At 56.1% G+C, this 14,206-nt stretch carries 10 protein-coding genes; 4 read left to right on the forward strand and 6 right to left on the reverse strand.

All coding sequences use genetic code 11. From position 1 onward, the window contains the following. The first annotated feature begins 85 nt into the window (after positions 1–85). Positions 86–982, forward strand: coding sequence for a DMT family transporter (locus KGA69_RS20515; RefSeq protein ID WP_045393818.1), 897 nt, complete (start codon positions 86–88; stop codon positions 980–982). On the opposite strand, the gene narI is transcribed toward KGA69_RS20515, so the two are convergent. The 5 genes from narI to KGA69_RS20540 all read right to left on the reverse strand — a co-directional run bounded on the left by narI (position 979) and on the right by KGA69_RS20540 (position 9,413). Further along, positions 979–1,656, reverse strand: a complete 678-nt coding sequence (narI, locus tag KGA69_RS20520) for a respiratory nitrate reductase subunit gamma (protein WP_015367083.1) — start codon at positions 1,654–1,656, stop codon at positions 979–981. The two genes, KGA69_RS20515 and narI, sit on opposite strands and share 4 nt — an antisense overlap. Beyond that, positions 1,656–2,366 carry a nitrate reductase molybdenum cofactor assembly chaperone gene (narJ, locus tag KGA69_RS20525; RefSeq protein ID WP_045393815.1) on the reverse strand — a complete coding sequence of 237 codons (711 nt, stop codon included), beginning with the start codon at positions 2,364–2,366 and terminating at the stop codon, positions 1,656–1,658. The genes narI and narJ overlap by 1 nt, the downstream gene beginning before the upstream one ends. Beyond that, a complete protein-coding gene (gene narH, locus KGA69_RS20530; protein WP_045393813.1) occupies positions 2,363–3,898 on the reverse strand; it encodes a nitrate reductase subunit beta in 1,536 nt (511 codons plus the stop codon). Before narH ends, narJ begins: the two co-directional genes overlap by 4 nt. Next, a complete protein-coding gene (locus KGA69_RS20535) occupies positions 3,895–7,638 on the reverse strand; it encodes a nitrate reductase subunit alpha (RefSeq protein WP_045393812.1) in 3,744 nt (1,247 codons plus the stop codon). The genes narH and KGA69_RS20535 overlap by 4 nt, the downstream gene beginning before the upstream one ends. Before the next feature lie 386 nt (positions 7,639–8,024). Further along, complete coding sequence (locus KGA69_RS20540) at positions 8,025–9,413, reverse strand: NarK family nitrate/nitrite MFS transporter (RefSeq protein ID WP_045393811.1); 1,389 nt, start codon at positions 9,411–9,413, stop codon at positions 8,025–8,027. A 311-nt stretch (positions 9,414–9,724) separates the two neighbouring features. Between KGA69_RS20540 and narX the strand changes: the two genes are divergently transcribed. Next, positions 9,725–11,503, forward strand: coding sequence for a nitrate/nitrite two-component system sensor histidine kinase NarX (gene narX, locus KGA69_RS20545; protein ID WP_045393808.1), 1,779 nt, complete (start codon positions 9,725–9,727; stop codon positions 11,501–11,503). Positions 11,504–11,513: 10 nt separating this feature from the next. After that, positions 11,514–12,164, forward strand: coding sequence for a two-component system response regulator NarL (gene narL / locus KGA69_RS20550; RefSeq protein WP_045375156.1), 651 nt, complete (start codon positions 11,514–11,516; stop codon positions 12,162–12,164). On the opposite strand, the gene KGA69_RS20555 is transcribed toward narL, so the two are convergent. Continuing rightward, positions 12,161–13,537, reverse strand: a complete 1,377-nt coding sequence (locus tag KGA69_RS20555) for a YchO/YchP family invasin (protein ID WP_049061413.1) — start codon at positions 13,535–13,537, stop codon at positions 12,161–12,163. The genes narL and KGA69_RS20555 overlap by 4 nt on opposite strands. Positions 13,538–13,752: 215 nt before the next feature. On the opposite strand from KGA69_RS20555, the gene KGA69_RS20560 reads away from it, so the two are divergent. After that, positions 13,753–14,106 (forward strand): DsrE/DsrF/TusD sulfur relay family protein, encoded by a 354-nt coding sequence (locus KGA69_RS20560; RefSeq protein ID WP_047050105.1) that lies wholly within the window; start codon positions 13,753–13,755, stop codon positions 14,104–14,106. The last annotated feature ends 100 nt before the right edge of the window (positions 14,107–14,206 follow it).

Raw genomic sequence — 14,206 nt, forward strand, 5'->3', positions numbered from 1 at the left:
GTATTTATCTGTTTTTACCTTAATTCAGATATATCAAGCTGTCAGGCTTTTCACGACAATAATGGAAAACTTCTGGAGGTGAAATATGCAGCTTTCTCGTGGGGTCTGGCAAATGAGTCTGGCGATGATAATTTCCGGCTCGATTGGCGCGTTCGTGCTGCTCTCAGGGTTGCCGGTAATCGACGTGGTTTTCTGGCGCTGTCTTATCGGCGCAGTCACATTATTGCTGTTTATTTTGTTAAGCCGACAGCCCTTCAGCCGCCTGACGCGTCTCACCCTGGCGCTGGCAATCCTTGGCGGCGTCGCGCTGGTCATTAACTGGCTGCTGCTTTTTGCCGCCTACTCACGCGTTTCTATTGGGATGGCCACCGTGGTCTACAATACCCAGCCTTTTATGCTGGTATTACTGAGCATGATGCTGGGTGAAAAGGTAAGCGCGGTAAAATGGGCATGGTTACTCCTGGCCTTTAGCGGCGTGGTGATTCTGCTGTCGAGCGAGCTGACTCCCGCCCACAGCGATAATCTCGTCACCGGTATTATCCTGGCATTAGGCGCGGCATTTTTTTATGCCCTGACCGCTATTATTGCCCGCAAACTGCAGCCGCTCCCGGCGCAGCATATCGCTTTTATTCAGGTTATCGTTGGCACGGTAATGCTTTTGCCGCTGGTTCATGCTCCTGAGTTTAACAGCCACTTCCCCTGGCGCTATCTGCTGATCCTCGGCGTTGTCCATACCGGGATTATGTACCAGCTTTTATATAGTGCGATTCAAAAGCTACCGACGCCGGTCACCGGTTCGCTCTCGTTTATCTATCCGCTGGTGGCTATTCTGGTGGACTATCTGGTTTTCCATCATGCGCTGGCGCCGTTGCAGTTGGCAGGAGGGGTGCTGATTTTGCTTGCCGCTGCCGGCAACAACCTTGGTTGGGGTGAAAAAAAACCCCGCCATGGCGGGGTGAGTCAGCCGTCGCGGATGAACTAGCGACGCGCGCGTACAATCTGGTATTTGCGCGTCAGGTATTCGACCGGCGCGCTCCAGATATGAACCAGACGTGAGAACGGGAACAACAGGAACAGCGTCATCCCCAGCACCAGGTGCACGCGGAAGACAAACGCCACGCCATCAAGATGCTGCGAAGCGCCGCCGTGGAAGGTCACCACCGACTGCGCCCAGCCGACCAGTTTCATCATTTCGCTACCGTCCATATGCTGGGCGGAGAATGGAATGGTCAGCAGTCCCAGCGCGCATTGCACCATCAGTAACGAGAGGATCAGAATATCCGCTGTCGTGGTGGTAGCGCGAACGCGTGGGCTCAGCAGACGGCGCTTAAGCAGCAGTAAACCGCCCACCAACGTCATCACGCCGCACGCGCCGCCGGCGAACATCGCCATTTTCTGCTTCACGTCGATCGGCAGGAAGGATTCATACATCCAGTGCGGAGTCAGCATGCCGAGGAAATGGCCGGCGAAAATACCCAGGATCCCGATATGGAACAGGTTTGACGCCAGGTTCATCCCTTTACGATCCAGCATCTGACTGGAGGCGGCGCGCCAGGTGTACTGACCGTAGTCGTAGCGCAGCCAGCTGCCAATAAGGAACACCGAACCCGCAATGTACGGATAAATGTCAAAGAAGAACATATTCAGGAAGTGCATTAGTGCTGTCCTCCGTTAGAGATATTCAAATATTGCGGGGCCACGGCTCCGGCAAAACGACGCTGGTGAGCGGAAATCTCCGACTCGCCGCAGCCCTGGTCGGCAAAGAATTTGACCTGCTCTTCTTCCCAGACGGCATCCAGCGCCTGCGGCGTATCGTCACGGGCCTCGTCGGCGATCTTCTCCGCCACTTTCTGGCTATCGACCTGAGTATTGGCCAGCTTCAATAGCAGCTCGAACAGCACCGCATAGCGGCTTTCGCGCTGTTGCAGACGCGCGCTGAGCAGGCCGAGGATCGGCGCAACGTCCCGCAGGCCGCCAAGCGCTTCCTCTTCCGGTAACTGCGCCAGATACTCCAGATACAGCGGTAGGTGATCCGGCAGCTCATGGCTATCCAGCAGTAGACCATGGCGCTCGTACTGCGCCATCAGGTCGACCATCGCCTGCCCGCGATCGCGGGATTCGCCGTGAACATGTTCAAACAACAGCAGCGAGGTAGCGCGGCCGCGGTCGAACAGCTCGCTGTACGCCGACTGGGCGTCCAGCGGATCCTGAGCCACCAAATCGCGCAGGAAAACGCCCAGCGCATGGGCATCTTCTTTGGCGAGTTTTTCCGATGACGCGAGAGCCTCGAACATCTCCTGCTGATGCTGCCACAAGGCAGCGTCAGGGTATTCGAGCAGACGCGACACAATCACGAGTTCAATCATGAGTGCGGCTCCGTTTTGCTGGTAACGTCAATGGCGTCGATGCGACGGCTGTTGAACAGGTTGAATTCGCTGTCAGAACCGTGGCAACCATCGCCGAAGGTAAAGCCGCAACCGCTCTTCTCCGGGAAGGCATCGCGGGCCTGTTCGCGATGGCTGCTCGGTACCACGAAACGATCTTCGTAGTTGGCGATGGCCAGATAGCGATACATTTCCTGCGCCTGCGCTTCGCTCAGCCCCACCTCTTCCAGCGCGCGGGTATCGACGACGCCGTCGACGGTTTCCGCTCGTTTGAAGTGGCGCATCGCCAGCATACGTTTCAGCGCCAGCAGTACCGGCTGGGTATCGCCCGCGGTTAGCAGATTCGCCAGATACTGGACCGGAATTCGCAGGCTTTCTACGTCAGGCAGGATCCCGTTACTACCCAGTTCGCCCGCATCGGCGGCGGACTGAATCGGCGACAGAGGCGGCACGTACCAGACCATTGGCAGGGTACGATATTCCGGGTGCAGCGGCAGCGCCAGCTTCCAGTCCATCGCCATTTTGTATACCGGAGACTGCTGCGCGGCTTCAATTACGCCCTGCGGTACGCCATCTTTTAGCGCCTGCTCAATCACTTTTGGATCGTTTGGATCGAGGAACACGTCCAGCTGGCGCTGATACAGATCTTTCTCGTTCTCGGTGCTGGCGGCGTTTTCAATTGCGTCCGCGTCATACAGCAGTACGCCAAGGTAGCGGATACGGCCCACACAGGTTTCGGAACACACCGTCGGCATCCCGGACTCAATACGCGGGTAGCAGAAGATGCATTTCTCGGATTTCCCGCTCTTCCAGTTGAAGTAGATCTTCTTGTACGGGCAGCCGGTGATGCACATCCGCCAGCCGCGGCACTTATCCTGGTCGATCAGCACAATGCCGTCTTCTTCACGCTTATAGATGGCGCCGCTTGGGCAGGTCGCGACGCACGCCGGGTTCAGGCAGTGCTCGCACAAGCGCGGCAGATACATCATGAAGGTGTTTTCGAACTGGCCGTACATCGCCTTCTGCATGTTTTCGAAGTTCTGGTCTTTGGCGCGTTTTTCAAACTCGCCGCCGAGGATCTCTTCCCAGTTCGGGCCGCTGGTAATTTTGTCCATCCGCTGGCCGGTAATCAGCGAGCGCGGACGGGCGATCGGCTGATGTTTACTTTCCGGCGCGTTATGCAGATTCTGGTAGTCATAATCAAACGGCTCGTAGTAATCATCGATCCCCGGCAGATGCGGGTTGGCGAAGATTTTACCTAGCAGCATCGCGCGGTTGCCCATCCGCGGCTGCAGCTTACCGTTGATTTTGCGGATCCAGCCGCCTTTCCATTTTTCCTGGTTTTCCCAGTCGTTGGGGAAACCGACGCCTGGCTTACTTTCTACGTTGTTGAACCAGGCGTACTCCATCCCTTCACGACTCGTCCAGACATTTTTGCAGGTTACGGAGCAGGTGTGGCAGCCGATGCATTTATCGAGATTCAGCACCATGCCGACTTGTGAACGAATTTTCATTTTACGCTCTCCTGTACCTGGTCATTACCTTCGCCGTCTAACCAGTTAATGTTCTTCATCTTACGTACCACAACAAACTCATCGCGGTTGGAACCGACGGTGCCATAGTAGTTAAAGCCGTACGCCAGGTGGCCGTAGCCGCCGATCATATGGGTCGGTTTTGGCGTAATACGGGTGACCGAGTTGTGGATCCCGCCGCGCTGACCGGTAACTTCAGAGCCTGGCAGGTTCACGATACGTTCCTGCGCGTGATACATCATGGTCATTCCGGCCGGTACGCGCTGGCTCACTACCGCACGCGCCGTCAGGGCGCCGTTGGCGTTAAATACTTCGATCCAGTCGTTATCTTCGATACCCAGATCTTTCGCATCCGCTTCGCTCATCCAGACGATCGGCCCGCCGCGCGACAGGGTCAGCATCAGCAAGTTATCGCTGTAAGTGGAGTGAATCCCCCACTTCTGGTGCGGCGTCAGGAAGTTCAAGGCCTTCTCTGGATTGCCGTTGGACTTCTCGCCCATCACCGCTTTCACCGAACGGGTGTCGATCGGCGGACGATAGACCAGCAGGCTTTCGCCAAAGTCGCGCATCCACTGGTGATCCTGATACAGCGACTGACGGCCGGACAGCGTACGCCAAGGGATGAGCTCGTGAACGTTGGTATAGCCAGCGTTATAGGAGACATGTTCGTCTTCCAGGCCAGACCAGGTCGGGCTGGAGATGATCTTACGCGGCTGCGCCTGAATATCGCGGAAGCGGATCTTCTCGTCTTCTTTATTCAACGCCAGGTGCGCATGCTCGCGGCCGGTAAATTCGCTCAGCGCTTTCCACGCCTTCACGGCCACCTGACCGTTGGTTTCCGGCGCCAGAGTGAGGATCATTTCAGCGGCGTCGATAGCGGTCTCCAGCTTCGGCTGGCCTTTCGCCGGGCCTTCCGCCTTGGTGTAGTTGAGCTTACGCAGCAGATCCATCTCGCTCTGGGTATTCCAGGCGATCCCTTTACCGCCGTTGCCGATGGTTTCCAGCAGCGGGCCGATAGAGGTGAAGCGCTCGTAGGTCGCCGGATAATCGCGCTCGACCGGAATAATATGCGGCGCGGTTTTCCCTGGAATCAGGTCACATTCGCCTTTTTTCCAGTCTTTAACGTCAAACGGCTGCGCCATTTCCGCGGCGGAATCGTGCTGAATCGGCAGCGTCACGACGTCGGTTTCTTTTCCGAGGTGACCCACGCAGACTTCAGAGAATTTCTTAGCAATACCTTTATAGATATCCCAGTCGCTCTTCGATTCCCAGGCCGGGTCAACGGCGGCCGACAGCGGGTGAATAAACGGATGCATATCCGAAGTATTCATGTCGTCTTTTTCGTACCAGGTTGCGGTCGGCAGTACGATGTCGGAATAGAGACAGGTGCTCGACAGACGGAAGTCGAGCGTGACGACCAGATCCAGTTTGCCGTCGAGGCCGTTATCCCGCCACTCGACTTCTTCCGGCTTCACGCCGCCCTGCTTGCCAAGGTCTTTGCCCTGAATGCCATTCTCGGTACCCAGCAGGTACTTGAGCATGTATTCATGACCTTTACCGGAGGAACCCAGCAGGTTGGAACGCCAGATAAACAGGTTACGCGGATGGTTTTTACCGTTCTCCGGCTGTTCGGCCGCAAAGCGAATAGACCCCTCTTTCAGCGATTTCACGGTGTAATCGACCGGCGTCATGCCGGCTTTCTTCGCTTCGTCAGCAATACGCAGCGGGTTCACGCCCAGCTGTGGCGCCGACGGCAGCCAGCCCATACGCTCAGCGCGCACGTTGAAGTCGATCAGATGTCCGCTGTAGCGGGATTTATCCGCCATCGGCGACAGCAGTTCCTGCGCGGTGACCGTTTCATAGCGCCACTGGCTGGAGTGGTTATAGAAGTACGATGTACTGTTCATGTGGCGTGCCGGACGCTGCCAGTCAAGGGCGAACGCCAGCGGCTGCCAGCCGGTCTGCGGACGCAGTTTTTCCTGACCAACGTAGTGCGCCCAGCCGCCGCCGCTCTGGCCAACGCAGCCGCAGAAGATCAGCATGTTGATCAGTCCGCGGTAGTTCATATCCAGATGGAACCAGTGGTTCAGGCCCGCGCCGACGATAATCATCGAACGGCCGTGGGTCTTATCGGCGTTATCGGCAAATTCGCGGGCGGTACGGATGATGTGCGCGCGGGGTACGCCGGTAATTTTTTCAGCCCAGGCCGGAGTGTACGCTTTGACGTCATCGTAGCTGGTCGCGCAGTTTTCATCGTTCAGCCCACGTTCCAGGCCATAGTTAGCCATGGTCAGGTCATAAACGGTGGTCACCAGCGCGGTAGAGCCGTCGGCCATCTGCAGGCGTTTCACCGGCAGTTTGTGCAACAGAATGTTTTCGAGGTCGACTTTGTTGAAATGCTCGGAACCTTCACCGCCAAAGTATGGGAAGCCGACGTTGGCGATATCGTCGTGGCTGCCAAGCAGGCTCAGACGCAGTTCAATCTCTTCGCCGGTTTTACCATCGCGCTGCTCGAGGTTCCACTTGCCTTTGTCGCCCCAGCGGAAGCCCAGAGAACCGTTAGGTACGGTCATTTCGCCCTTCTCGTCAAAGGCGACGGTTTTCCATTCCGGATTCTGCTCCTGGCCCAGGGAGTCAACCAGGTCGGCAGCGCGCAGCATACGGCCAGCGGCATAGTAGCCATCGCGCTCTTCTAGCATAACCAGCATCGGCATGTCGGTGTAGCGGCGTACGTAATCGGTGAAGTACTGGCTCGGTTTATCGAGGTGGAACTCACGCAGCATAACGTGGCCCATCGCCAGCGCCATCGCGGCATCGGTACCCTGCTTCGGCGCCAGCCACAGATCGCACAGCTTGGCGATTTCGGCATAGTCCGGAGTAATTGCCACGGTTTTAGTCCCTTTATAGCGAACTTCGGTAAAGAAGTGCGCGTCCGGGGTACGGGTCTGCGGGACGTTGGAGCCCCAGGCGATGATATAGCTGGAGTTATACCAGTCAGCGGATTCCGGCACGTCGGTCTGTTCGCCCCAGGTCATCGGCGAGGCCGGCGGCAGGTCACAGTACCAGTCGTAGAAGCTCAGGCAGGTACCGCCAATCAGCGACAGGTAACGGGCGCCGGACGCGTAGGAAACCATCGACATCGCCGGGATTGGCGAGAACCCTGCCACGCGGTCTGGACCATAAGTTTTGACGGTATAAACGTTTGAGGCGGCAATCAGTTCGTTCACTTCTTTCCATGAAGAACGAACAAAACCGCCGCGGCCGCGGGCCTGTTTAAAGCTTTTCGCTTTATCGGCATCTTCAATAATAGAAGCCCATGCCTCAACCGGATCGCTATGCTGAACTTTCGCTTCACGCCACATTTTCATCAGACGTTTACGCATCAGCGGATATTTCAGGCGGTTAGCGCTGTACAGATACCAGGAGTAGCTGGCGCCGCGCGGACAGCCGCGTGGCTCATGGTTCGGCAGATCGGGGCGGGTGCGCGGGTAATCGGTCTGCTGGGTTTCCCAGGTGACCAGACCATTTTTGACATAAATTTTCCAGCTGCATGAGCCGGTGCAGTTCACACCGTGAGTGGAACGCACGATTTTGTCATGCTGCCAACGCTGGCGGTATCCATCCTCCCAATCCCGGTTGGTTTTAAGAAGCTGGCCGTGCCCATCGGCAAAGGTTTCACCCTTCTGTTTGAAGTAGCGAAACCGGTCCAGAAATTTACTCATCGGGTTTCTCCTGATATGGAGCCTGACGGCTCTCTGATAAATCGACATTGCTGGATTTGCAGCGAAAATAGCGCCATGCCGAAGGAGGAGAATTGATGACGATCAATGCGAAATACCTTATAAATCCGCCCTCAAATCATAATTACCACCAAAGTAGTAACAACATTCATTGATTATCGCTTTGTTTTATAAGGATTATTTTAAATATGACAGAATGTTAACCGGGATTTATGCCACGCTTAGGTATTAAGTGGTAGATGGCTTACCAGCGTTATCTCCCTGAATTTAACCACCTTGCGCAGATCAAAAGTATGCTGTAACTAATAGCCACTCATAAAAAAGGCGCACCCTGTGGCGCGCCCTGTCACTTACCGTTAAGAAAAGACTTATTTCTGTTTACGGCCGTATACCGCCCAGGTGATCACCACGCAGGCAATATAGAACACGAGGAAGACTTTCATTGCCCCGGCCGGCGATCCGGTCAGATCCAGCGAAATACCGAACGCTTTCGGAATAAAGAAACCACCGATCGCGCCAATCGCTGAAATAAAGCCCAGCGCCGCGGCGGTATCCGTCGCCGCTTCACGCATCGCCTGCGCTTCACTGCCGCCCTGCGCTTTGACGCGATCCATCGTAAGCTTACGGAAGATAACGGAAATCATCTGGAAGGTGGAGGCGCTGCCCAATCCCGCGGTCAGGAACAGCACCATAAATACCGCGAAGAAGGCAATGAAGTTGCCGCCCTGACCATTGGTCGGCAGAGTCAGGAACAGTAACGCGCAGAAAATAGCCATCACCACGAAGTTGACCAGCGTCACGCGGGTCCCGCCGAGTCGGTCGGAAATCGCGCCGCCCATTGAGCGCGCCAGCGCGCCAATAAACGGACCGAAGAAGGCATAGTGCAGGATCTGCACGTCCGGGAACTGGGTTTTTGACAGCATCGCAAACCCGGCGGAGAAACCGATGAAAGAGCCGAAGGTTGCGAGATACAGCAGCGCCATGATCCACAGATGCAGGCGTTTAAGTACCGGTAACTGTTCGCTCAGCGACGCTTTTGAGGCCGACAGGTCGTTCATAAAGAACCACGCGGCCAGGGTAAAGATAATCAGGAAAGGCACCCAGATCCACGCGGCGTTTTCCAGATACAGCATCGAGCCGTCCGGCTGCTCGCTACCGCTACCGCCGAACACAGCAAAGATAGAGAGCGAGACCACCAGCGGCGCAACCAGCTGCATTACGCTAACGCCCATGTTACCCAGACCGCCGTTAACCCCCAGCGCCCCGCCCTGTTTCTCTTTCGGGAAGAAGAAGCTGATGTTCGCCATGCTGGATGCAAAGTTAGCGCCGGCAAAGCCGCACAGCAGAGAGATAATCACGAACACGCTAAACGGCGTGGAGGTATCCTGTACCGCGAAGCCCAGCCATACGCACGGAATAATCATGATACCGGTACTGAACGCCGTCCAGCGGCGGCCGCCGAACAGCGGAACCATAAAGGCATAAGGTACGCGTAATAATGCGCCGGAAAGCGCCGGGAGGGCGGTCAGCATAAACAGCTGATCGGTAGTAAACTGAAAGCCAACTTTATTAAGGTTCACGGCGACGGCGCTGAACAACATCCAGACACAGAACGCCAGTAGAAGGCAGGGAACGGAGATCCACAAATTACGGCTCGCCACACGATGGCCGCGCTGTTGCCAAAACTCAGGATCTTCAGGACGCCAGTCGGTGATGACTGAGCTGTTAGCCTTCTCCGGGATTGAAGAGTGACTCATAGATACCTCTGATTATTCATATTTCCTGATGCTACCTTAGGGGTTGCTCAAGGCTGTAAGTTGATATAAATCAAAGGAAAAGCGCGGGCCATTTTGTACAAAAATAAATCATGCTCCGAAGTGAGTAGATAATTGTGAGAAAAAAAGTGTGGTTTTTCACGCGACTGCCGGGTTTCTGGTTATCCCTCCCACCACGGCGCCTACCACCGACAATTAAGGAGTAATACCTTAGGGGTATGGGTATACTCCAGGGGATAGCCGAGAATAAGCGCCACTCCCGGAGAGATGACCCATCAGGAGCCACCCATTCCATGTTAAAACGTCTTTTTACGCCGCTGACGTTGGTTAATCAGCTGGCGTTAATCGTACTGCTCGCCACCATCATCGGCGTGGCCGGCATGGCGATATCCGCCCGCCTGGTGCATGGGGTGCAGGGCAGCGCCCACGCCATTAACAAGGCCGGCTCGCTGCGTATGCAGAGCTATCGCCTGCTGGCGGCTATTCCGCTGACGGACAACGATCAAAAGTTGTTTAACGATATGACTGCAACCGTATTTAGCCCGGAGTTGCAATACTCCGCGCGTCGTGACGGCCAGGAAGTACAGCTGAAAGCGCTGCAGCAATATTGGCAGTTGTCGCTGGGACCAGGCATGAAACAGGCGGTCAGGCAAAGCGACGTGGCGCAGGATGTCGCCGATTTTGTCGACCGTATTGACCGGTTGGTTACCGCTTTCGACCACACGACAGAACAGCGTATCGAGCGCGTGGTCTGGATCCATCGCATTCTCGCCATCGGCATGGCGGTGCTGCTGATCTTTACCATCATCTGGCTGCGTGCCCGTCTGCTACGGCCATGGAAACAGTTACTGGGTATGGCGCGGGCGGTCAGCCAGCGCGATTTTACCCAGCGCGCGCACATTAGCGGGCGTAACGAAATGGCGACGCTCGGTATGGCGTTGAATAATATGTCGGAAGAGCTGGCGGAAAGCTACGCCGTGCTTGAACGGCGAGTACAGGAAAAGACCGCCGGCCTCGAGCAGAAAAACGAGATTCTGGCCTTTTTATGGCAGGCCAACCGTCGGCTACACTCCAGCGCCCCGCTGTGCGAGCGCATTTCACCGGTGTTGAATGGCCTGCAGGGGCTGACGCTGCTGCGTGATATTGAAGTGCGGGTATATGATCTCGAGGATGAAGACAATCATCAGGAGTTTGCCTGCCACTCCGATATCGAATGCGATGATAAAGGCTGTTATCTGTGTCCGCGCGATCTTCCCCCGCTGCCGGATGGCGGCACAACGCTGAAATGGCGGCTTTCAGACGCGCATAACCAGTATGGCATCCTGCTGGCCACGCTGCCGGTTGGCCGCCACCTGAGCCACGACCAACAGCAACTGGTGGATACGCTGGTGGAACAGCTGACCAGCACGCTCGCGCTGGACCGCCATCAGGAGAAGCAGCAGCAGCTTATTGTGATGGAAGAGCGCGCCACCATTGCCCGCGAGCTGCATGACTCCATCGCCCAGTCGCTCTCGTGCATGAAGATGCAGGTCAGCTGTCTGCAGATGCAGGGCGACAGCCTGCCGGATGAAAGCCGCCTGCTGCTGGGGCAAATACGCAACGAACTGAATACTTCGTGGGCGCAGTTGAGGGAGTTATTAACCACCTTCCGCCTGCAGCTTACCGAAGCAGGACTGCGTCCGGCGCTGGAGGCCAGCTGCCAGGAGTACAGCGCCCATTTTGGTTTCACGGTGCAACTCGATTACCAGTTGCCGCCGCGATTTGTCCCGTCGCATCAGGCGATTCACCTGTTGCAGATCGCCCGCGAGGCGTTAAGCAATGCGTTGAAGCATGCCAACGCGACGGAAGTCACCGTGACCGTGTCACAACGCGATAATCAGGTACGTTTAGTCGTTGCCGATAACGGTCGCGGCGTACCGGAAAACGCGGAGCGAAGTAACCATTACGGTTTAATTATTATGCGGGATCGCGCGCAAAGCTTGCGCGGCGACTGTCAGGTCCGCCGCCGGGAGACCGGCGGTACCGAAGTCGTGGTGACATTTATCCCGGAAAAAGCGTTCTCAATCCAATAAGGAGACCCCTATGAGTCAACAGGAACGGGCAACCATCCTTCTCATTGATGATCATCCCATGCTGCGCACTGGCGTCAAGCAACTGATTAGCATGGCGCCGGACATTCAGGTTATCGGCGAAGCCAGCAATGGCGAACAAGGTATTGAACTGGCGGAATCGCTGGATCCGGATCTTATTCTGCTGGACCTTAATATGCCGGGGATGAACGGCCTCGAAACCCTCGACAAGCTGCGGGAAAAATCGCTCTCCGGCCGCGTGGTCGTATTCAGCGTCTCCAATCATGAAGAGGACGTGGTGACCGCCCTGAAACGCGGCGCCGACGGCTACCTGCTGAAAGATATGGAACCGGAAGATTTGCTGAAAGCGCTGCAGCAGGCCGCGGCGGGCGAAATGGTATTAAGCGAAGCGTTAACCCCGGTACTGGCCGCCAGCCTGCGCGCTAATCGCGCCACGTCCGACCGCGACATCAGCCAGCTGACCCCGCGCGAGCGCGATATCCTGAAGCTGATTGCCCAGGGCCTGCCGAACAAAATGATCGCCCGCCGCCTGGATATCACCGAAAGCACGGTTAAAGTGCATGTGAAGCATATGCTGAAGAAAATGAAGCTGAAATCACGCGTTGAAGCCGCCGTCTGGGTTCACCAGGAACGGATCTTCTAAGGCGATTCCGTCCAGGAAACGTCGGGAGCCGTAAACGTCACCAGCGGCTCGGTCAGCGCCAGTGCGATCTCATTGGAAGAGACGCGCTGACCCGATTTATCTTCAACCACCACCGACAGACGCCAGCGATTCACCGCGCCCGGCTCGCTGTTCCACACCGGCATAATGATGCTCCAGCCATCCGCACTGTTGGCATTAACCGGCGGCGTCAGGCTTAGCGCCTGAGTATCCCCCTGCCAGTGCAGCGATTTAATACCGTGCAGGCTATTAATTTGCAGCTTCAGCTGTACCGTTTCGCCGGAGTGCAGATCCCACGGCGGCGTCGCCAGATAGACCGTCAGATTCTTACGCTGGCGATACTCCACTACCGGCAGATTATCGCGTTCCGGGCTATCGTAGCGGCTGCCGCGTAGCGAGTTGCTGATAGCCACTTCATCCGCCGCCAGTTGCTGTTTCAGCGGTACCCCAAAACGATAATTCAGCTTCAGGCCGACATTATTCTGGCTGACGCCATTTTCACCCTGTTTGTGTTTAGCGGTGACCGTCACCAACGGTACCGGGGTGTAATTCAGTCCCACCGAAACCGCCACCGGATTGTGGTATCCGGTACCGGAATGAAACAGATCGACGCTATCGCCGAAGTACTGTTCAACGCTGACGCTGGTATTAATGTGCTGATAAAACGGCAATCGCGCCTGGGCAGTCACGTCATAGCCAACGGCCATCCGCTGCTCCTGGGTCTGATTTTCCCGCAACTGCCAGTCGCCGAGTGGGTGGTAATAGTTGGCCGATAAGCGCAGGTACTCACCCCAGGCTTCCGCGCCGATGCTGCCGCGCGCCAGGCTCTCGCTGAGCACTTTGTCGTAAAACGAGTTATAACCCAGCAGCCAGCTACCGACACGCCAGCGCTGACCGAGCCCAACATTGCCCACCAGATCGTTCTCGCGCCGGGTAACCGAATATTGATTCCAGGTGAGGTAACGTTCATTGTCCTGCAGCGGCACAAACCAGCTACCCTTGCTGCCGGTGAAGTTACCCTCTTTATCCACCAACAGGTCGATATTGGCATTACCCCACGGCGACAGCCAGTTTTCTAGCTGATGGCTGAACTCATTGCCGATTTTGCTGATGGCGAACATCCGCGCCTGCTCGCCGGTGGTCAGTCCGTTATCGCTCATGCTGGCTTCGCCGAATTTTTTTGCCATCTCGGCGAAATGTTTGGCATCGTCGTCAACCTGCGGCGCTATTCCTAAATCGGGCAGCGTAGTTTGCGGCGGCATACTGGTATCGTTGGTAATCAGCGCCCAGGCGGGAGCGCCTGTCAGCAGCAGGAGAAGCATCAGTGATGGGGTTAAGCGGTACGGCAAAGGCATCAAACGGATTAACGTAAGCTCACAGGGAATAACAACATCTTGTTAGTTTATCGTTTTTTGCCCTTCCCCGCAGCCCTGCGGGCCATTCCAGGAATAAACTGAAACCGGTTGGCGTTTGCTTCAGGCGTCATGCCGGTCGTATTATTGATACCCCCTCCCGAAATACGTCTTTAGGTAAAGCTAAGCAATAACCGTGCCTGATAAAAGGAGTCTTTATGCAACGTATTGTGATTGTCGCCAACGGCGCCGCCTACGGCAGCGAATCCCTGTTTAATAGCCTGCGTCTGGCTATCGCCCTGCGCGAGCAGGATTCAGACCTCGATCTGAAGCTGTTTTTAATGTCCGATGCGGTGACCGCCGGGCTGCGCGGACAGAAACCGGCGGAAGGCTATAACATTCAGCAGATGCTGGAGATCCTCACCGCGCAGAATGTGCCGGTAAAACTCTGCAAAACCTGTACGGACGGACGCGGGATCACCCATTTGCCATTAGTCGATGGCGTGGAAGTGGGAACCCTGGTCGAGCTGGCGCAGTGGACGCTGGCGGCGGATAAAGTGCTGACCTTCTGAATTAATCGCCATTAACAGGATTAAATGTCAGGCTGGTGGCTATTGCTGATGCAAAAGTACGCCAGCTGAACGCTTTCAGGAAGATTGTCATTTTTGTTTA

Source organism: Klebsiella sp. A52, from assembly GCF_018388785.1.
Taxonomy (GTDB): domain Bacteria; phylum Pseudomonadota; class Gammaproteobacteria; order Enterobacterales; family Enterobacteriaceae; genus Klebsiella; species Klebsiella aerogenes.

What these genes read in the sequence shown, in the direction of transcription:
- KGA69_RS20515 (WP_045393818.1), top strand. Translation starts at nt 86, where the DNA reads ATGCAGCTTTCTCGTGGGGTCTGGCAAATGAGTCTGGCGATGATAATT.
- narI (WP_015367083.1), bottom strand. Translation starts at nt 1,656, where the DNA reads ATGCACTTCCTGAATATGTTCTTCTTTGACATTTATCCGTACATTGCG.
- narJ (WP_045393815.1), bottom strand. Translation starts at nt 2,366, where the DNA reads ATGATTGAACTCGTGATTGTGTCGCGTCTGCTCGAATACCCTGACGCT.
- narH (WP_045393813.1), bottom strand. Translation starts at nt 3,898, where the DNA reads ATGAAAATTCGTTCACAAGTCGGCATGGTGCTGAATCTCGATAAATGC.
- KGA69_RS20535 (WP_045393812.1), bottom strand. Translation starts at nt 7,638, where the DNA reads ATGAGTAAATTTCTGGACCGGTTTCGCTACTTCAAACAGAAGGGTGAA.
- KGA69_RS20540 (WP_045393811.1), bottom strand. Translation starts at nt 9,413, where the DNA reads ATGAGTCACTCTTCAATCCCGGAGAAGGCTAACAGCTCAGTCATCACC.
- narX (WP_045393808.1), top strand. Translation starts at nt 9,725, where the DNA reads ATGTTAAAACGTCTTTTTACGCCGCTGACGTTGGTTAATCAGCTGGCG.
- narL (WP_045375156.1), top strand. Translation starts at nt 11,514, where the DNA reads ATGAGTCAACAGGAACGGGCAACCATCCTTCTCATTGATGATCATCCC.
- KGA69_RS20555 (WP_049061413.1), bottom strand. Translation starts at nt 13,537, where the DNA reads ATGCCTTTGCCGTACCGCTTAACCCCATCACTGATGCTTCTCCTGCTG.
- KGA69_RS20560 (WP_047050105.1), top strand. Translation starts at nt 13,753, where the DNA reads ATGCAACGTATTGTGATTGTCGCCAACGGCGCCGCCTACGGCAGCGAA.